Below are 19,888 nucleotides of genomic sequence, written 5' to 3' on the forward strand. Positions count from 1 at the left end.
GGCTAACATTCCTTCAATTTGTTCTGGTACACTTGTAAGTGGCTGTACACCGCTTGCATAAAAGGTATAGAAATTGATTTTTTCTCTGCAAAATCACACAATTCAGCGATCAGATTTAACTCAATGGTAGAGTAATTTTGAATATCTTTAAGCATTGATGCCGATAACGGAGAGTTTGCCTGAGCAAATGCATCTCTCGTCATCTTGTTTGCCCTTGGACGAACTGCATAACCATACGCTTTAGCTACTTGCTGACACTCTTCTAAAATTTGCATTGCTACAGACTGACCATTTCGAGTTTGCAAAATCTCACCAACAGTGCCTCTCAATAAACAGGTCACTCCAGCTAGTGCGTTTATAAAGACAAACTTTTCCCACATCTCTAGCTTAATATGCTTACTCACTCGTAAATTAAAGTGAGCGGTCTTTAGCTGAGCAATTATTACTTCTAACCTGTCACTAAGTTCACTACCGTCAGCGACACCCAGTGTCATCTCATGGATGGAGTTATAATGTTGAATGTAACCATCTACATGCCGTGCAGCGCTGATATTACAATAACCATATAACAACTTGGCATCTGGAAAAGCAGCTTGTATTTTTGCATAGTGACCAAAGCCATTAAGCATAGGCAATATAAACGTAGATACGTTAATCGCCGCTGCGCAATGTTGTAAACACTGCTCTAGATCGTAAGATTTACAAGTAAGTAAAACCAGATCATAACTTTGATTGAGCTCATCAGCAGTTACCACGTTAACTGGCGTGTTAACATCTCCTCTGGCGCTTTTTAGGTGTAACCCACCACTGCGTAACTTAGCCGCAGTATTAGCACGAGTAAGGAAAGTAACCTCGGTGCCAGCTTCTACCAGCCTAGCACCGAAGTAACCACCTATCCCACCACAACCTACGATGAGAACATTCATGATTGTTTACGCAGCAGAGTTTTGCTTTTGATATGCTTGCAACAATTTGAAGACTTCAATACCCTCAATTGTCATACCTTCATAGTTACAGCTTGAAATTTTCAAGTTGTGTAAGTTGCTGCGGGTCAGAGTAGTATTAAATAAGTTAATTGATACCATATTTGCTTCTTGACAAGAGACGCCGTCAAATTCAGATTTATCAAACTTCACCTTTTCAAGTTTCGACTCACTGAAGTTCACTTGATTAAGCGTAGATTCTGACGCATCCACTTCCTCGAGAGAGCTTTCTTGCATATTTACGTTAAGAAGCTCCATAGTGTGCTCACAGTTACTTAAGTTGATAGTGTTCATGGTTTTTTCCTTATTTCTGTTGATTCTTAAATAGTGGTAAATGATAAATTTTGTTGGTACTTCTGCTGAATATCGCGCCACATTCCGTGGAATGACTCAGTATTCTCAGAGTCAAAAATAAACAGGCTTAAGAAGTCAGTGCAATGAGTCGAAGCCGCTTTAAAAGCGCCTGGCTTTACAAAAGATTGCTTGAGCTTGATTCGAGAGTCGGTCATTGCACCCAATGGCAAACACTCTTTAACAAATCCCGAAATATTCGAGCGAATTCCTATCAATCCAGATACAGCTGGATTATGTTCATTAATCGAAGGCAAAACCTCCGTGCAGCCCGCTTCGATAGCCAAAACAGCCTCGGCATAATTCACACCGTATTGCAACTCAATCATCCAGACGATACCTCCACCACCTGGTCGTAGACCGATTTCACAGAAAGTGAGTTCGCCGTTAGGCGACACAAAGCATTCCAGATGCGTAATGCCATTTTTGATTTCAAACGCTCTATTTACTTCATCAGAGAATGCAATCAGCCTTTGTTTTAGCTCGGTATCTTCTTCAATTACACTGATAAATGGAGTGCCCGCCGTAAAGTCAATGTTGCTCATACCTGGTAAATAAGCAGCAGGGGCTGTTAATTTTGTTTCACCATTCACTATCATGGCGTTGATATGGTATAGCTGCCCCTCAATAAACTCTTCCGCCTCAAAGTGTCCTAGATGCTGTTGGTTTTTTTCAATCCATACCTCCAGCTCTTGTGGTATAGAAACAAATATAACCTCTTTGCTACCAAAACCATCTTTAGGCTTTATCACCAACTTACCGAATGTAGATAGCATGGTTCTTATTTGCTCAATGTCAGTGCAGCAAGCAAATTGCGGATACTTCACGGTGGTATTTTTCAAGCGTTGCTTCATCGTGACTTTGTCTCTAAACCAAAGACCTTGCTCATGCTGCAGCCCTTCAATTCCCAGTAGCTCACGCAGCTCAGCTGCTAGGCCAACATTAGACTCATCCAAGGTTGCTACCGCGGTGAATTGATACTCTTTATGTAGTGCAACGACCTGCTCTTTAAGCTTTTCTTCTTCAGACCAACGAACAACTTCTACTTTAAATTTGTCCGTTAGCTTTGGATAAGTTTTAGCGTTACCTCGGTCCGCAAGAATCACCCCCTGGCAAGGCAGATTGTCGAATATGGTAGAGCCATCTAGCTTTAGAAAGCTTTCATACTCACCGCGAGCCAGCATTAATACTTGTTTGTTCATCATTTTATTCTCTCTACTTTTTATGCGACTGATTGCGCCGATGCTTTCATTTTTGCCTGTTGTTGCGCTTCTGCTTCCATTTTAGCTCGCATTGCCATCGCCTTTTCTCGTACACGAATTGGGTAAAGATCACTAAAAACGATAGCGGATGTCAGCACTAAGTAGGTTGTGATTAGCGATGCCCACGGATAGTAAACTTCAAACATCATCACTACGCCATTCAATGCAAAGCTAGCGGCCCAGAACAGTGACACATGCTGGTTTGTTTTCAAGAAGATTGGATGCCCCCAGAATTCTTGTTGCGTGACAAGCTTTGAGTGCGTTAACGTAAATGGTTTGTTCACCATTACGGTCACTAATGCCGTAATGGCAAAAACGCCGTAACAGATTTGCGCGCCATACTGAAGTGCCCAGTAAGACCAACCAAAAATACCATTAGCAAACAAAATCAAAAACAATAGTGATGAAACCCAAGATAAAGGGTTGCCGGCTTTGAGATAATGACGGCCAAAATAAGTGTGGAGAACGAAAAATGCGATCCACGCAACATTGATAAGCTCCATCGTGCCAAACCGTAGTACCAAACTGAATACGACCCATGGACCAACCCCTAAAAGAATCTTACGCAGCATATTCCACCTCCGAATCAGTGATTAAAGAAATAATCCCTTTGTTGTAAGCTTTACCTGTACTATCCGAAATGGTGAACATGTAAGTCGCACCTGACTTATTTTTCAGCTCACAACGATAGTTTGGTGCTGGCAACATTGGGCTTAAAAATTTAGCGTTATTTATCAAAAGTTTACACCCTTCTTTTTTGAGCTTTTTAGCTAACTGTGTATAGACCATTTCCATGATTAAGGATGCTGGCACAACTGGAAAACCAGGAAAATGCTCTGCAAAGAGGTAGTGATTTGCATCTAAAATAAACTCAAACACAAAGTCAGATTGCCAACGGATGTTAGTAAACAACATTTGATTGTTATGCATAATTTTATCCTCGCTAAATTTTGGCCACTGTGATTTGGGACTCTGCAACCACGGGTTTGTCTGGTGCCTCATAAACAGATATTTTGACTCGTGCGGATGGCCCAAACGGTGCAGCTTCACAACTAAATTGGTAGTCCTGCAAAACAAACTCACCAAGCTGCTGAAATTGGTTAATGTTTACTGGTAAAACGCGAATTTCACGGCTACTGGCACCTTCAATCACCTTTTTTCCCACTCTGACTGCTGCTTGATGGATACCTTCCAGTGCTAAAAACAATGGATCCACAGCCAAAGTTCCGCAATAGTTACTGAGTACTAATCGACCCTGAGCCACCCCATTTTCAACTTGTTCAATCCGGCAAATATCTAGAAATTGACTATTCATGGCTTACGCTCTCGCATCTAATATCTGTCTGTGCTTATTGCGCCCTGTCAGACTTGCCGTTTCAGGTTTATCAAAACGAACGTTAACCACTCCGGTACGCTTATCGATTGCTTCTTTTATTTCTTCATAACCCAGCAAAGCATGTTCGATTTTCTGGCATTGCTGAGCATCTAACTGGTCATGTAATACTCGAATCGTCAGCAGATCCTGACCCGCGTTATTAGTATCTAATAACACCTCAATTATTATATCCGGCTCACAAATAGTGCTTGCTGCAATACTTCGTAGCGTCTTGACATCAACTAGATTACCGACAAAATTGAAACTCGTATCAGAGCGGTCAATACCCGCCATAATGACCTGTTCTCCTCGAGCTGTAAGCGATACTGCATCCCCGGTATCAAAACGCAAGAAAGGTACAGGTGTCTCCTCATTCAGACAGGTAACAAGTAGCCGTCCTGCTTGATTGATTTCTAGGAAGTAAGCATGTTGTCTGACTTTGTAACGCTCATCACCTTCTTCTATTGCCATAAATCCACATTCTGATAAGCCATAAAAGCCGATAATGCGCACTCCAGGGAAGACCTCTCTTAGTACTTTGGCTTTTGCCTCTCCTAATCGCTCTCCAGTGTATAGAATGCGTTCAATGCTCAATTGCACACCAGTTTCTTTAACAGCATGAGCAACTTGGATAAGCGTCCCTGGCGTACCGGTAAGAACATTGACTTTATATTGCTTCATGAACTTTAACTGTGACTCAGTTTGGTCAGGGCTCAATATACCAAGCGGCAAAATTGATGCGTAACACGCTTCTATAATGCGATTAAATCCGTGGTGCAAAATTGAATACATACCTACCATGAAGAGGTTTGCTGCAACATCCCCTGGCCCCATGACTCCTGCCATTCGAAGTTCTGTGATCAGTTGAATATCCTCTTCACTTGGTCTTGAGCCTGGCGTACTGGTTTTCTCTACGACTAATTTGCTTTGACCTGATGTCCCGCTAGAACCACCGATGATCAAAGGTGCATCTTTGTGATTTTCAAAAGCCTTTTCTGAAAGCTCTATGTATTTTTCCTTTCCCATTTCTGGCACATTGGCCACGAATGACTCATAGTCCGAGATGCGTGGGACTTTTTCATCAGGTAAGTTCATCGCCCAATATTTTTTTACAATTGCTTGGATACGCTTTCTATCAAAAGCGGTATGTTGCAATTCTACTGCTTTAGTTACGTCGTTCATTTAAATAACCTATTGATTAATATTTATATTTTCCAAATTGCTTTGGCGTAACTCAGAAAGATCTAATTTGCCATTTTCCGTTCTCGGCAACTTAGGAACTAGCGCGACTTTTGAGCGCTTTCCTCTGAGCGTGCTAGCCAGCAATGAGCTCAACTCAATGCGCAGCGCGTCATCAATACAAGAAGATTCAATATAGGTGCACAGTTCGCCTTTTTTATTTGTGATATACCCGACACCAGAAACTTGCTTATAGTTAAGTATTTGATTCGTAACCGATGTCAAAGGCACAAGCTCGCCATTCACTTTAATGGTGTGGCTACTTCGTGTTATCCAATGCCACCGCCCTGCGCTATCTTGTGTAAACAAATCGCCACTGTCCGAAAAGATATCCGTCGACTGCATAGAGCCATCATCCTGCAAATACCCCAGCATTTTGAAAGGCGTCTTATAAAAAAGATTTCCGATACCTGTAACAGGACTTTTGTTTACTAACTTGACCTCTATTGCCGCGTCAACGGGATAACCCACAGACACAGTGTTGTTATGACAAACGGCGGCTAAATTAGGAAATTGCGTTAACTCCAGCGCGAAAATTCTAGGTGCGGATTCTGTTTGCCCAAGGTTATTCCAAAACTCTGTTGCCCAGGGCATTACTTCTTCAGCTTGCGACTGTAAGAGGCGGTCTGAAGCATTCAGTATGATCAGCCGCTCTGGCGAAAAGCCCTGCTTCCAAACCTGACTCAGCTCTTGGCTCCACTCCCCTAAAATTGGCAATACCGTCACAGGGTTATTTTTAACGTAACTGGCAACCAAAGACGGACTGACAAATTCGCCATATTCGATAACGCTATTGCTATGTAGTGCACAGAGGGAAGTCGAAAGCCCATACATGTATTGCATTGGAAAAACACAATAAGAAATATCATCTTCTCTAAGGTGCAAGTATTCACTTACAATCTTCGCGTTGTTGATCAAACTACTTTCACAATGCACAACTCGTTTTGCTTTACCCGTAGAGCCAGAGGTGCAAAAAATAAATCGTGCTTTTTGTATTGTTGGATTCAGCGCCCCCCCCACCAGTTTTGGCGTTGTAAAGTTTAAAGATAAGGATTCAGTACCTTCGGGTAGCGCTGGAGTTTTTCGACCCAGTGGCGTAATAATGGTGCCCAACTTTCTGTTGTCGAATCCATTAAGTAGCTTATTCAAGCTGCGCGGAGAAACCACTGCACAGGTTAAGCCTAAATACGAACCGACAAAGTATGATAACAACGCCTGAACAGGGCTAAATACGCAAAAAACATGTAACTTTTCCCTGTCTAACTCACCCAAAGGACCCATGCCTACGGTTGCTAGTAGATTCGATACGTACTCAGCATCTACCTTTTCATTTTTATATCGAGCGACCCAACTTGCCGTTGGATGTAAAAAGTCAATGAAGCGCATTGCCTAAATCTCCACTGTTACTAGACAGAAGGGTTCTGTAATACCATTGATGCAGCCAGTCCGCCCATGCCGAAAGAGTTCTTCAGCACGTTAATGATTGGCTGATGTATGGTTTCTTTTACTATCGACACTTTAATCGTAGGGTCTTGCTGCTCAAGGTTGGCAACTGCTGGAATAAAGCCATCGCGGAATGATGCCATCACACCTAACACCTCCATTGCACCAGCTGATGCAATTAAATGCCCATGCAAGGACTTAGTGGAGGTCACTGGTGGCACTTTTCCTTCGCCAAAAATCCCCTCTAACACCTGAGTTTCATGGTAATCGTTTAATTTGGTTGACGTTCCATGAGCATTGATGAAGCTGAAAGAGTCAAGTGGCAACTGTGACTCAGCAAGAGCACGCTCCATACATAGCTGCATTTCTCGGCCTTCTGTGTGCGGCGCAACAACGTGCTGTGAAGCTAAGCTTGCCCCATAACCCTTTAGACGGCAGTACTTAGTACCTTCTCTCGACTCAATTGCATCTTCCCGCTCTAAGATAAATAGAATTGAACCTTCTGCTGGCATAAAACCTGAGCGTCTGACATCAAATGGGCGACAACGCGCAGCCCCTTCTAGCAGAGGATCTGTACACACAGCACCTACAGCTTCTAACTGGGCGAGGTTAAACGGGGTGACTTTCGCGGAAACACCACCAACGATCATCGCATCAGCTTTTCCATCTAAGATTGCTTGCCGAGCCATCCCCAACGCTTGTAATGAGGCAGAACAAAGTCCCACATGACAACGCGTGTAACCACTAAATGGTATGTGCTTGTGAATCACTTTAAGTACTGAAGTAACATCGAGGTCCATCATCTCTGAAATTCGATAAAATTCAGTGCCTTCAGGGATATATTCGTCACGCTTTTTACTCTTTTCTGGACCTAGTTTTTCTGTAAAGTGTGTTGTGCGTTCTGGATCAACACCAGGTTCATCAACGCCTATGACACAACCAATACGATCTGGGCTGTACTTCTCTAATGGGTTAAATTCTGAAGCTAGCTGCTTAACGGCCTTTTCTGCATAGATTAACTCTCCTGGACGATTTGACTGACCAGGCTTTTTTGGCCAGTGAATTGTCTCGTTACCATATTCTGGTAATCCAGCCCACTTTGTTTTAAACGTCGAAGTATCAAACTTTTTAACTTCACGGATCCCCGTTATTCCGTTTTGTAAACTATGGCTAATCTCATCCAGTGTCTGGCCAAGCGGGGTTATGGCGCCATATGCGCTGATACAAACGTTATCCTGCTGACTCATTTTCATACCCTTTCTTTATGATACTTTTATGTTTTTTAGTTTTTTGATGACAATTAAACCAATCCCAACACTAAAGCCAGCACCGTTAATTAATACAGTTGCACCTTCAGGGATACTCTCATCAACCAGAACAGCTGAAAGATCCAAAATGTTGTTAGCCTTGCTGGTGTAACCAAAAACCGACTTATAATTTTTTTGGGTTACTTCAGGGAAAGTATCACCAATTGCAGCAAGTTCGTTTTCATTGTTGGTTTTTACGCCGTTGCAATAAGTCACAATTACATCCACATTCAACCCTTTAACTTTCACAGACTTCATCAAGGCATGCCAAGCTTTGGGGCTAGGGAAAGGAGATGGACTGTAGCGACTTTCTACTGCCAAAACCTCCGCATATGCATCTGTTTGGTCGTTACTTAGATACAGGGTTGCCGCACCAAAAGAAGGTTCAATTTCACTTTCTTTTTCGTCTTTACTCAGCAAACCTAGTTTGTCAAACACCAGTAGAGTATCGAAGTTACGCATACTTCCAGCTCCCACGACCACACCTTGAGCCTGTCTGTCGTGCTTGATATCTGAGAACGCATCCTCCAGTGCTTGCAGTCCCGATAGCGACATCCCGCGTATCGGGTAACCACCTCCTCGTAGCTTCAATCGCTTCGATGCGTGATACAACGGGTTGGTTGATAAAAAGCGCATCATATTGATTGGGTTACTCATTTTGCTAAGCTCGCCAAGATTTTTTAGCGCGCCTTCTACTCCACCATGCTTCTCGATAATCTTATACAACGCAGCAAAGTTGTACTCAGACACGCCATCTGTACCCGCATAGAGTGGGGTTTGCTCAGCATCGTTAAGCTTGTCCTGCGAGGTGTACTCGAGCAAGTCACCAATCGAGTTTAAAATTAGCGTCGACAGGTCGTTTAGTATTGAGCGGTCTTCACGCGCGATGACAGCAACTTCACCTTTAGATAGCTTTCTATTCAATGGCTTATAGATATTTCTCTCTGCACTTTCGACGCGCTCCTGGCCGCGGTTTACTATCGCGTCCAGAGCTGCTAACTGGTCAAAATGTTCAGTTTGAATACCTGCTGCTTTTACATAAACTGCAGACATAAAATCACCTCATTAAAGTGCATTAATGCGATGCTGAATGAAGTTAACACTGAATAAGTTGTACAAAGACTCAGGTGATGGATTGCCACCTTCTACTTCGGTGAAACCAGCGAATACCTTGTTTAGTTCCTCACGGCCTTGTTCAGTCCATTGGCCACCTTGGTAGTATTCTGGGTTATCCATCATGGTGTTGATTGGCCATAATTCGTCTGGATCAAATTCCTTTCCAGATTCGCCTTTTAATTCAAAAGCGAAGTCAACGTAATCAAGAGAAGACATTGAATAATCGCCAAACAATGAACGATCAAATTCAATTTCACTGACGTCATCTAGATAAAGAATGTTTGCTGCGATTGTTGCGATTTCTGTTTGGTTCATTTTTGTATCCTTAATAATATTATTGATTTAATTGTTAATATTTATTTTTAGAGAACAGGTGCGCCATTGGTTAGTGGCAAAGTCACCCCCGTGGTTTTGATGTTTCCAGTTACAAATGCCAATACAGCATTTGCTACATCATCAACTTCTAAAATTTCTCTTAGTGGTAAGGTTCTGATAACTTCTCGCTCTTTACCGTTTGCGAACTGAGTAAACATCGGCGTGTTCACAAAGGCTGGTGCAATATTGATGGTTCTTACTTTGAATCTTGCTACTTCTACAGATAGTGATGCAGTGAAACGCTCAAGTGCCGTCTTCGCGCTACCATATGCGCCATTACCTGTTTTTGGAGTCTTTGCCGCTACAGAGCTGATATTCACAATATGGCCGCTGCGCTTTTCCATCATCACTTCTGCCGCTTTTGCTGCAATAGTTGCTGGAGATAGAAAGTTCACTGTGTGTACCTTGGTCAAGTTTTCATTGATATCACCAAAGGACAGAGAGTCATTGGTGATGCCCGCGACGTTAACGAGTACATTCGGGCCGATGTCTTGCTTCATCGTGCAGATGAATTCTGTGACCGCAGCGCTATCGGCAAGATTTAACCTACAGTATTTAATTAACTCAGAATTGAACTCAGCAACTAGCTTTGCCTTGTCTTCATTACTGTTGTAAGTAAAAAGAACTTCATATCCGTTTTCCGCCAACTTATTAATGATCCCCTGTCCAATCGCAGATGTTCCACCAATGACTAGTGCTTTCATTGTTTTTTCCTTAGCTTTGATTATTTATCGTTATTAGTTATTACGATTATTGAGAATTCGGTTTAAGTCGTAGTTGTTGCCAACGCTATCTTCCACTGATGTAGCTGGTCTTATCTTGCATCTTGGATGAGGATTACATGATTCTTGAGTTTCATATTTTGAGAGGTCTTCTTGAAGCTGTGCTTTATATTCCATGGCCATATTTTGCTCACGAAGTTGCTCGTTCAAGATTTGCTCTTTAGTTAATGATGTTTGGTTTGCTTGAGGAGCCAACGACATTACTGTTGCGCTGATAAGAAGTGTGCTCTTTAATCTGGTAGTTACTTTCGTGAAAAACATAGCCCATGCATCCTTATTTAAAATTTGTAATTCATAAATTTTGTTGAACAAGGTGAGTTAATATTTTCCCGCCTCGCTGTCGATGGAGCCATTTTTGATAACTTGAGCACAAAAGTCTTTTGGGAAAGCTTTCATAAATCTTCCAATTTAATTAAGCATCAAAAACAATAAGTTATAAATATTCACTCAGAAATTCAGCAGGTTCTTATTGGGTATTTTGAGTTACACGGTATGATTTCTAGCTCAATACCATCACTTTGACTTTGTAAGTAAAGGTAACCATGTGAAATTGATGGAAGGAGAGCACTTTTATGAGCTGCTTTCAGAGATCGAAATAATTTTACAGCCATCAAAAACAAGTAATTTCTGACATCCTTAGATCTGTACAAACCCATTTCAGATATTCATGGTGGTTTTTGAATTTCCAATGAAATAGAAGCTAACTTTTATCTCTACTAATCTTCACAACTTACGTTTAATAAGATCAGTTAAGCTGTTGTTACAGAGCAAATACTGAAAGTACCATGCTATGTAACAACAGCCATTACGAAACCAACCTGAAGTTTAGATAAAGAATGAGCTAACTCATGTTTTGAAATACACCTTAAATAATCCCTAGCCTAGATCTAGCTAGAGTGTTTTAGGGATAACAAAACGAATTTACGCATCAATAGTGTGATATAAAGAAAGTGAACTCAACGCTGTTAGCGCCAATACTTGACGCTAACGATGCTAAAAGCTCTTGATTTAGAACAGCTAAGTAACGAAATTTTTGCCTTGCATGAAAAGATGTAGATACCTTATGCAATAGCTGTGATATCGCTAAAATTTCCTCACCGAAAAATAGACCACATAGCTAAGCTGATTAGTGTGCAAATTAGAATTTTTAAGCAACAAATGATTCAAAACTGCGAAACGTTGTAGCCAACGATAAGCTATTTTTTACCATAAAAGTGTTTGGGGTAATACCAAGCTGCTATCAAAAGTGTAAACCATAAAGTCAATCGACGAATTCCCCTATCTGCAACGGATTTGATGCTCTCATCCCTGGTTGGGCACCACAAAACATGCAATCAAAACGAGAGAAACCAATTATTGGCCTATCTCAATAAGTCGGCTTGCTCTTTAACTATGTGCTCATAAAGTGAAAGGAAGTTAAACCAACCAGTACGCTCACGCCCTATGTGTTTATGAGTTTCTTTCGCCACATGGTCTGGAATTAACTTAGGTTTTCCTATCGCTTCAACTAACAGCTGAGTTTGGCAAGCACGCTCCATTGCTATATACCACCAACACGCTGACTCGACACTTCGCCCAACAGTCAGCAAGCCATGGTTTTGCAAGATTATGGCTTTATTTCGCCCCAAAGCCTGTACAATTAATTCCCCCTCCGATTTATCAAGAACTACTCCTCCAAACTGCTTTAAGAGACTATGGTCATTGAAAAATGCACATGCGTCTTGAGTAGTTGGTAGTAATTCCCTTCCGAGGCAAGAAAAAGCTTTACCGTAAGTAGAGTGGGCATGAGCAGCAGCGATGACATCCTTGCGTGCTTGATGTATATGCGCGTGAATCGTAAACGCCGCGCCATTGAGTAATCCTTCCCCTTCCACAACTTTGCCTTGATGATTCACCAGTAACAAATCAGAAACCTGAATTTGATTAAAACTTTTTCCTAACGGGTTTACCCAGAAGTGATCAAGGTATTTCGGATCACGAACGGTAATGTGTCCCGCAACTCCCTCATCGAACCCATATTTACCAAATAAGCGAAATGCCCCCGCCAGTTTTTCCTTTCTGTCAGTTCTAATACTCTCAACGGAGGTATCATGCTTGAACGACGCGACTTTTTCAGTTGAGTTCATAACTAAAGCGTTATCACTAATTACCTTCATATATACTCCATTTCTTCTGCGTGTGTACACCTAACTTTGAGTTTGGCGCCAAATGTCGCTTGAACCTAGGTAACATACGCGGGCTTTTATAATAAAATTACTTTATGTCTACGCCGCTGCAGACGCAGCGACACGCTTGGGCAAAAAGTTAAAACTTCTAAAAGTCACAGGTTCTGCTATGCTCGCTCGAGCGAGCATAGTAACCGCAAGACGATGCTCTGTTGAAATAGGCCACAACCAGCTAGCATACTCCCCTGATACTTCCACCAACTGCTGACCACTGACACTGAAGCTGGCAATTGCATCACGTTTACCAAATGATACTTTGCTTAATTTGGTCGTTAAGCCTTTGCCTGTCGCTTTAATCAACGACTCTTTTAATGTCCAGCGATCAAAAAAGTATAACTCTTGGTGCTGCTCCGATAACTGTTCAAACTCACATTGCTCAGAAGGCGAAAATACCGACTTGCCTAGATGCTTTAGGTTTCGCTTGTACCTGATCCGCTCGACATCAATCCCAACAGGTTGATCTAGACTCACGGCACAGGCCAATAAGTCATCGCTATGGGAAAGGTTAAATTCAAACTGCATATCTGCATTTGCCAATTTGGGTTTACCATGTAACCCTCTTGCAAATTGAATTGACTTAGGAGACTGTCCAGTATACTTAGCTAGCACAGCACGTAAAAAAGCTCTCGACACAATCTTTACTTGCTTTTCAGAATATCTCCGTATCAGTTCAATGTGTGCAATATCCTCGTCAGTCAGCAATCCGGTTAACTCGTCAATCGCATTGTTACTTTGAAATAGGCTGACAGATGTCTGCCACATATCAATTTGGTTTTTCTTTAACGACAGTTCCACACCCTGCTCCTATTCGGTAAGTAACAGGTCTAAATCGCTACGGATGAGTATCTGTGGATTAAATAATTTATCTGGTACTTCAATCTGTTGTACTTCATCATATGCAATAACGGTTTTTTGTCCTTTCTGCACTTTGTCTTGTAAAGTCATTGCTACAACTTTGACTTTGTCATCGCGGATCCCACGTTCAAAAAATGCCGTTTTGGCATGTTTACCTGAGCGCAAATAAAGTTCTGCTTTTTTAGGAAAATAATCTTTTTGATCAATTTCCAGTAGGATATTTTGATAGCTTAGTTTGGTTGAATTAGCCTGTAGTTCAAGCTTAATAACACCTTCAACTTGTGCAACGCTTTTAACTTGATACTCTTCACTCCAACTCAAAGTTGCAATATCACCTAATGATGCTTCACCAAGCAGTTTTTGCATCGGGGTGATTCGAATTGGGCGGCGACTTTTGGGCATAAACATCCAGTAGTCGCTTCCTTTCATCAGTACCTTTTGGCCCTTTTCAGAGTCAGATTTAAAAACCACCAACGCACGTTTTGATGACGATGAATACACATCGTATTGTTTTGTATGCTTAAGGATATCGTCATCAAAAGCTTTTACGGTGGCAGACACCTTCACTGACGCTGACTCACTTCTAAATGCATCTACTTTTAATAATGTAGCTTGTGCATCTGCTTTAGTAAGCTGTGAAGCACCAACACTAAATGAAGCAAACGCTAATATCGCTGCAGGTAGTAAAGTTTTGGTAAGTTTATTAAACATGGTTCAATGCCTCCGTTATTGGTTTCGCGCTACCTTTGTATGCCGCTTTGAATGCCGCTAATACACAAACTAAAATCATTATTAACATTACACTCAACGCAATTTCCCATGAAAACGTAATAGTAAGTGGATACCCTTGGTTACTTCCTGGTGGTGGTGGCATTTCTAACCCCAGATAAACGAGACCCCAAGCAACAATGGTCGAGATAGCAATGCCGATTGTTGCGCCTAAGAAACCAATGATGCTGGACTCAAGAATGAAGTTCCTGATGATTTCCCATTGGTAAGATCCCATTGCTGCTACCGTCCCTATTTCCCTAGTGCGCTCAGTCACAGTCATCGCCATTGTGTTTGAGATGGAAAAGAACACCAGTAACACCATAATTCCACCCAATAGGCCAAAGATTCGGTTATATAAATCTTTAACTGATTGATAGTAAAAAGCTCTTTCCCACCAAGGGACAAAGGCCAAAGATGGATCTCTTGGCTCGTATTGCGCGACAGTACTTCGAGTATTATCCAAGTCAAATAAGTAAACAGAAAGCGAGCTAACCTTATCGGTGTAGAGTAAAGATTGGGCGTCACTAAGTTTAATGTATAGCTGGCGCTTATCTAAGTCCGGCACACCTGTTGTATAAATCCCTCGAACTTGAAAGTCTAAGGCATTTAACGCGCCATCCGTGGTCGTCGACATTAGCGTCACATAATCACCAACAGCCACTTTTAAACTCCGAGCTAAGTCTTTACCTAGCACAATTTGCGACTCGGCTTCTAGGTCACTAAAACTCGATAAAGCCTGACCAGATACCATGGTTAAGAATGGTCCTTTAACCATGAACTCTTCTGGTTCAACACCCAACCCAATGAAAATAGAACTTTTTTCACCATTTGAAACCAGGCCATTAAAATTGATTCTAGGTAGAACATTCTTTACCCTTTCATCTTCTAATAGTTGATTTTGCAGTAACTCAGTGTCTGACAAACCGTACTGCAACGGCATATCTTCTTCTTCCAGCAATTTTTTATGGGTGATAATAAAGTTACCTTCATCTCTTGCTGCTTTCTCAGCCAAAGATTGGTAAGTAAACAGCGCAAATCCACTGGTGGTTAAAATAGCGGCCACCGCTACCGCAGCAACCAAAATTGTGAACAGTGAACGTCGTCCGTTTCTTAGTACGTTAAAAAATGCAAATACAACCCAACGCATTACCCTGCTCTCCTGTTGTCTACTTGTTGCAACTGTTCTGTGATGTGCCCATCAGCAAGGTTTAATACTCGATGGCAGCGATCCGTCATCCGGTGATCATGAGTAGCAACGATAAATGTCGTGCCCATGTCATTACCTAGATCACGCATTAGATCCATCACCATGTTTGCAGTTGGTGTGTCCAAATTAGCAGTGGGTTCGTCAGCTATCACTAACTGTGGCTTTTTCACCAGTGCTCGTGCGATTGCGACACGTTGTTGTTGACCACCAGAAAGCTGGTCAGGACGTTTAGATATATGATCTTTCAAGCCAACTTTATGAACAATTTCGACAACCCTATCCATTCTTTGCTGTTTATTAAGGTTTAACATCAACAACGGATATTCAATGTTCTCGAGCACTGACATCACAGGAATTAAGTTGTAGCGCTGAAAAATAAAGCCCAGCTTTTCTCTTCGAATCTGCGTCAGCAAGCTTTTTTTCTTCGGTATAGGATGATCATTAATCCATATATCTCCTTGATACTGCTCATCAAGTAATCCACAGATATTGAGTAGCGTAGATTTGCCACTACCAGACGGGCCGCACAAAGAAACGGTTTCGCCAGCATGAATATGCGCAGAAACCCCCTTAAGTGCATCGACAGTTACATCACATGTCGTATAAGATTTTCGAATGTTTTCAAAACGCAGCATAGAAGCATCCTCGTTGTTATTTGGTGCTAGCTAACAGGAGCTTTTGTGCCAGCTCCGCCATCAATTTTGCTTGCTCAGCATCATCCAACTTCTCAGCTGCAGATGCTGCACAACGGTACGCACTAACCTGTAAAGCAGGCTCTAACTGTTTAAACTGCTCACTTTCACTGATTACTTTGTTCAGTAAGTAACTTCCATGCTCTGCGCGATTCATCATTTTTGGAACCTGAGCAAAAGTACAACCAGCAGTTACATTGACTCGTGCCTGCAATGAATAAGGTAAAGACTTAACCTGCTTGATTGCTTTGGACAATTTCGCCATCCCCTTTTCAGCATATTGCATTTTCTGCCATGGCTTGTTGGTATAACGAGCTTGTGTTGTCTCTGTGCTACCTAGCATCGCCAGAACAACTGGATTTGGTGCTTTTTCGTTAATTTCTTTTAGTGCATTAAAAGCGAATTGATTTTGTTCTTTCGAGCCTTGTAGCCCCGCTTGGTAGGCTTCGATTACCTGCTCAGGTATGATATTTTCAGCTTCGACATTTAAGCTTAATAAGCCCATTGCTGTTATTGCGATTGTTATGATTGATTTGCTTGTCATCACTATTACCCTTCATTTTTCTGTTAATGTAAGCATCATAAGAAAATCAAACATTCAGTGGTAAACGAGGTGATAACCTGCGCTTAAGTGGGATAAACGGTAAATATCAAAGATAAAGTGACGTGTGGTTTAAGCGTTGAATTAACCTAAGGTGTGAACAAGGAATGAGTTAACTTGTTGTCTTTATAATAGAGCCATTAGTGGAGCACATGTGTAGATACGAGATACTAAAAATCTTAGTTCTTAGCGCCTGAAGGGATATTACATCTGCTTAAAAAGCGATTGATACTTTCGGCTGACTACTAACCTTTCGCTGCTATCTTTTAAATCTACGTAAACATGACCGAGTTCATCTTTAGTAACTTTTTGAATATTTTCAACTTTAACAATACAATTTCGATGAATACGCCAAAACATTTCTGGATTTAGCGCATTTTCCAGCGCTGTAATTGCTGTTTTGATCAAATAAGTGTCTGTTGCAGTGTGAACTTCTGTGTATTTATTATCAGCAATGAAATACTCAATATCCGAGGTATTAACAACATGGAGTTCATTATTTTTGTTGACCTTGATCCATTTTAGGTAACTGCCTATCGCGGCTGACTGAGTGGATTCTAGCAACTCTTCAAAAATCTCACTGAGCTGAGCTTTTTGATTTAAATAGGGAGATTGTTGACTTAATAGTTTTTGTAGACGCTCGACAGTCCGTTCTAAGCGAGACTCTTCGATGGGCTTTAACAGATAATCAATGGCTTGGTTTTCAAAAGCCACCACCGCGTGCTCATCATAAGCCGTAATAAAAACGACATACGGTGGCTGTACCTGTTCGCACAGTTGCCGCGAGACCTCTAATCCATCTATGCCAGGCATGTTAATGTCCAAAAACACAACTTGAGGTGAAAAAGCACCAACGAGTGTTAATGCTTCTTCACCATCAGCAGCTTGACCGACAATATTCAGCTCTGGCCACGCTTCTTTCAGCATCATTTTCAAATGAGCTCTTAAAATAGGCTCATCGTCAGCGATCACTGCTTTTATGAGTTGAGACATTAATAGGTACCTCCAAAGTTACGCAAACCTGTCCCGCTTGGCTATCGTCATAAACCAGTTTTGCTTGGTCCCCGTAAAGCTGTTCCATTCGTTGTTGCACATTTTTCAGGCCAACATTCGTGCCCTTTCTTTTACTGCCCCCGATATTGCAATCGTTCGACACAATAATAATCACATTCTGCTCGGCACGCTTTATTATTAGCTTCAGCATACCACCTGATTTAATCTGCTCTATACCGTGTGTTACTGCATTTTCCATGATCGGTTGTAACAACATCGGCGGAAACAAAATGTCATCTGTGATTTTATCAGTGACATCGTACTCAATATGGAGACGTTCGCCTAGTCTAATTTTTTGTATGGCCAAGTAAGCTTTATTAAATCTGAGTTCATGCCCAAGTGTCAGCCACTCCGTACGAGTCCGGTCAAGGCTCTGCCTCAACAAAGCAGTTAATGCTGAAAGCATTTTGCTCGCTTGCTTCGCGTCAACCGCAATCAACGCTTGGATATTCGCAAGTGTGTTAAAAAGAAAATGCGGCTCAATCTGAGATTGAAGTAATCTAAGCTGGGTTTCTAGTAATAGCTTATCTTTTTGTACTTGATCTAGTTCGAACTGATATAGAGAGCGTCTTAATTGCGCGGTTTGTTCACTGCGATAGTAAATGAAACTAACCACAACCATAATGAAACCACCAACAACAAAAATCCCTAAGTACTGCTGCAGGTCATCAACATAACCACCAGAGCTCTTTAGTACACTTAATAGAATAGGTGTTAAGCCCCAGACTAAAAATGATAAAATCAGTGCGGCTGCATATTGTGTAGCCAACTTCATGCTTGAGTAATTTGTAGCCAACCAAAATCTTGATAATCGGATTGTAAAACCAACCCCGAGTGATATCAGCACCGAGATTACCGAGTACTTAGCCCACCCTATTGCGTAAATCGTAATTCCGATTAGTGTACATACAAATGCCAACTGAACATTTTTCTTCCAATTATCACCACTAAACGGTGAGTCCACTGTTTGACCCATATTAAAATTTTAGTTCCGTAGAAAAGTACCATGTCTTGTCAAAGCTAAGCTGCTCATAGATGGATTCATTACCACCCACATACTGCCTAATACCACCACATAGTGGGCTATTTTTGAAGCCACTATAGCATAGCTTACCATCAATCAACATACTGTTATCACTAGGGTTTACAACCCAAGTTAATGTAGGTTGCCAAGTTGTCGATGACGTCCTCAGGTGCAGCAGCAAGTTATCTCTGAACAAATTTTGGGTCGCAAAATGCCCTCGCATTACGTGTAACTGATGACTTTCTATATTACCATCTGCAGCCCTAATTAAGTCACGCCACTGCGTATTACTCGGTGAGCGACCATCGTACCAATACTCAGCAATCAGAGTCATCCCAAAACGAAAACTGTAATTGATACCCATCAGGGCTTGAAGACTACCACGCTGCCATTGTGTTTGAACTGAAGGAATAAAGCTGTCTGATTGCAATATGCGCGGGTCAAAAATCGGCATTCTATGCCTTTGCTGCCAAAGTAATGAGCTATGAATTTCCATGCTATCCCCAATAACAGTAACAGCACTACCGCCAACTCTCACGCCTAACTTTTCATCATAATGTGCAACGGCCTGAGCTTCAAAACTCTCGAAGTATCGATAATAGCGCCCGCCACAGCCAGCGCTTGCTGCCACTTTCACCCCTTTTTCTAGATAATCTGGAGTAGTTTCGTTACACACAAGGCTTACGCTACCAGTTTCGGTGAAATAGTCTCCCACTACCATCCACGCACCAGGTGGCACAGCAGTATAAACTGCAAGAGAATCAGTAGGAGAAAACATGTCTAGAGGCCGAAAACCATAGCCAACATCCCAATCCAATTTTTTCTTGCCGACTGACGCAAACCAATCACCTAACGTGAAATCGTAGTAAGCCTCAGAAACTTCAACATTGAGCTCAGACCCCCCTGCTATTTTCATCCAGTTTGCAGTGGCCGCAACTCTAATCCCATTAAACTCTGAACTAACATCGAGAGCAGTAAACCAGGAAGTCGTGTCTTTCTCATCAAAGATTTGACCGTTACTGGCACTAAGATCTTGTATGTTCATTCGCAAAGTTGTATCAAACTCAACCGTTGCATTCGCTGAGTAACTTAACAAGGTGAGAATGGTTGATAATAAATAGTGGTTGATTCGTTTTTGCATTATGCCCTCCAGATGTGAGTAGCATACGGCTTGCTACCATCAATTGGAGACCAAACGACAAACGGAAGAATGCTCAGATAAATGGT

At 41.8% G+C, this 19,888-nt stretch carries 22 protein-coding genes; all 22 read right to left on the minus strand.

Annotated elements, in window-relative coordinates:
- Positions 1 to 2 precede the first annotated feature (2 nt).
- The 22 genes from GSF13_RS24130 to GSF13_RS24235 all read right to left on the minus strand — a co-directional run bounded on the left by GSF13_RS24130 (position 3) and on the right by GSF13_RS24235 (position 19,802).
- Positions 3 to 926: a 2-dehydropantoate 2-reductase gene (locus GSF13_RS24130; protein ID WP_211867359.1), complete on the minus strand. Its 924-nt coding sequence runs from the start codon at positions 924 to 926 to the stop codon at positions 3 to 5.
- 6 nt (positions 927 to 932) lie between these two features.
- Positions 933 to 1,277 (minus strand): pentapeptide repeat-containing protein, encoded by a 345-nt coding sequence (locus GSF13_RS24135; protein WP_010607000.1) that lies wholly within the window; start codon positions 1,275 to 1,277, stop codon positions 933 to 935.
- Positions 1,278 to 1,303: 26 nt separating this feature from the next.
- The gene (locus GSF13_RS24140) at positions 1,304 to 2,539 is read right to left on the minus strand and encodes an ATP-grasp domain-containing protein (protein ID WP_227386661.1); all 1,236 of its coding nucleotides are present in this window, start codon (positions 2,537 to 2,539) and stop codon (positions 1,304 to 1,306) included.
- A gap of 17 nt (positions 2,540 to 2,556) precedes the next feature.
- Positions 2,557 to 3,168 carry an amine oxidase gene (locus GSF13_RS24145; protein WP_174170154.1) on the minus strand — a complete coding sequence of 204 codons (612 nt, stop codon included), beginning with the start codon at positions 3,166 to 3,168 and terminating at the stop codon, positions 2,557 to 2,559.
- A complete protein-coding gene (locus GSF13_RS24150) occupies positions 3,158 to 3,526 on the minus strand; it encodes a hypothetical protein (protein ID WP_174170153.1) in 369 nt (122 codons plus the stop codon). The genes GSF13_RS24145 and GSF13_RS24150 overlap by 11 nt, the downstream gene beginning before the upstream one ends.
- A gap of 13 nt (positions 3,527 to 3,539) precedes the next feature.
- Entirely contained in the window at positions 3,540 to 3,911 is a 372-nt protein-coding gene (locus GSF13_RS24155; protein ID WP_010607004.1) for a hypothetical protein, read from the minus strand.
- 3 nt (positions 3,912 to 3,914) lie between these two features.
- Positions 3,915 to 5,153 carry an AMP-binding protein gene (locus tag GSF13_RS24160; protein ID WP_010607005.1) on the minus strand — a complete coding sequence of 413 codons (1,239 nt, stop codon included), beginning with the start codon at positions 5,151 to 5,153 and terminating at the stop codon, positions 3,915 to 3,917.
- 9 nt (positions 5,154 to 5,162) lie between these two features.
- Positions 5,163 to 6,596, minus strand: a complete 1,434-nt coding sequence (locus GSF13_RS24165; protein ID WP_010607006.1) for a class I adenylate-forming enzyme family protein — start codon at positions 6,594 to 6,596, stop codon at positions 5,163 to 5,165.
- 20 nt (positions 6,597 to 6,616) lie between these two features.
- On the minus strand, positions 6,617 to 7,906 hold the full coding sequence (locus tag GSF13_RS24170; protein WP_039841423.1) for a beta-ketoacyl-[acyl-carrier-protein] synthase family protein: 1,290 nt from the start codon (positions 7,904 to 7,906) through the stop codon (positions 6,617 to 6,619).
- A gap of 9 nt (positions 7,907 to 7,915) precedes the next feature.
- Entirely contained in the window at positions 7,916 to 9,013 is a 1,098-nt protein-coding gene (locus GSF13_RS24175; protein WP_174170150.1) for a beta-ketoacyl synthase, read from the minus strand.
- A gap of 12 nt (positions 9,014 to 9,025) precedes the next feature.
- Positions 9,026 to 9,391, minus strand: a complete 366-nt coding sequence (locus tag GSF13_RS24180; RefSeq protein ID WP_010607009.1) for a phosphopantetheine-binding protein — start codon at positions 9,389 to 9,391, stop codon at positions 9,026 to 9,028.
- A gap of 47 nt (positions 9,392 to 9,438) precedes the next feature.
- Positions 9,439 to 10,155 carry an SDR family oxidoreductase gene (locus GSF13_RS24185; RefSeq protein WP_010607010.1) on the minus strand — a complete coding sequence of 239 codons (717 nt, stop codon included), beginning with the start codon at positions 10,153 to 10,155 and terminating at the stop codon, positions 9,439 to 9,441.
- A 33-nt stretch (positions 10,156 to 10,188) separates the two neighbouring features.
- A complete protein-coding gene (locus GSF13_RS24190; RefSeq protein ID WP_174170149.1) occupies positions 10,189 to 10,494 on the minus strand; it encodes a hypothetical protein in 306 nt (101 codons plus the stop codon).
- Between the two features lie 1,100 nt (positions 10,495 to 11,594).
- Positions 11,595 to 12,389, minus strand: a complete 795-nt coding sequence (locus GSF13_RS24195) for a class II aldolase/adducin family protein (RefSeq protein WP_010607012.1) — start codon at positions 12,387 to 12,389, stop codon at positions 11,595 to 11,597.
- A gap of 108 nt (positions 12,390 to 12,497) precedes the next feature.
- Positions 12,498 to 13,253 (minus strand): 4'-phosphopantetheinyl transferase superfamily protein, encoded by a 756-nt coding sequence (locus tag GSF13_RS24200; RefSeq protein WP_010607013.1) that lies wholly within the window; start codon positions 13,251 to 13,253, stop codon positions 12,498 to 12,500.
- A 9-nt stretch (positions 13,254 to 13,262) separates the two neighbouring features.
- Positions 13,263 to 14,024, minus strand: coding sequence for an outer membrane lipoprotein-sorting protein (locus GSF13_RS24205; RefSeq protein ID WP_010607014.1), 762 nt, complete (start codon positions 14,022 to 14,024; stop codon positions 13,263 to 13,265).
- A complete protein-coding gene (locus tag GSF13_RS24210) occupies positions 14,017 to 15,231 on the minus strand; it encodes an FtsX-like permease family protein (RefSeq protein ID WP_010607015.1) in 1,215 nt (404 codons plus the stop codon). The genes GSF13_RS24205 and GSF13_RS24210 overlap by 8 nt, the downstream gene beginning before the upstream one ends.
- On the minus strand, positions 15,231 to 15,926 hold the full coding sequence (locus GSF13_RS24215; RefSeq protein WP_010607016.1) for an ABC transporter ATP-binding protein: 696 nt from the start codon (positions 15,924 to 15,926) through the stop codon (positions 15,231 to 15,233). Before GSF13_RS24215 ends, GSF13_RS24210 begins: the two co-directional genes overlap by 1 nt.
- A 16-nt stretch (positions 15,927 to 15,942) precedes the next feature.
- Positions 15,943 to 16,527, minus strand: a complete 585-nt coding sequence (locus GSF13_RS24220; RefSeq protein WP_211867361.1) for a hypothetical protein — start codon at positions 16,525 to 16,527, stop codon at positions 15,943 to 15,945.
- 261 nt (positions 16,528 to 16,788) lie between these two features.
- Positions 16,789 to 17,577 carry a LytTR family DNA-binding domain-containing protein gene (locus tag GSF13_RS24225; RefSeq protein ID WP_010607018.1) on the minus strand — a complete coding sequence of 263 codons (789 nt, stop codon included), beginning with the start codon at positions 17,575 to 17,577 and terminating at the stop codon, positions 16,789 to 16,791.
- The gene (locus GSF13_RS24230; protein WP_248298751.1) at positions 17,546 to 18,433 is read right to left on the minus strand and encodes a histidine kinase; all 888 of its coding nucleotides are present in this window, start codon (positions 18,431 to 18,433) and stop codon (positions 17,546 to 17,548) included. The genes GSF13_RS24225 and GSF13_RS24230 overlap by 32 nt, the downstream gene beginning before the upstream one ends.
- A gap of 181 nt (positions 18,434 to 18,614) precedes the next feature.
- On the minus strand, positions 18,615 to 19,802 hold the full coding sequence (locus GSF13_RS24235) for a hypothetical protein (RefSeq protein WP_174170145.1): 1,188 nt from the start codon (positions 19,800 to 19,802) through the stop codon (positions 18,615 to 18,617).
- Positions 19,803 to 19,888: the final 86 nt, after the last annotated feature.

Origin of the sequence: Pseudoalteromonas sp. M8, from assembly GCF_018141365.1 — a bacterium.
In the GTDB taxonomy this organism is placed as follows: domain Bacteria; phylum Pseudomonadota; class Gammaproteobacteria; order Enterobacterales; family Alteromonadaceae; genus Pseudoalteromonas.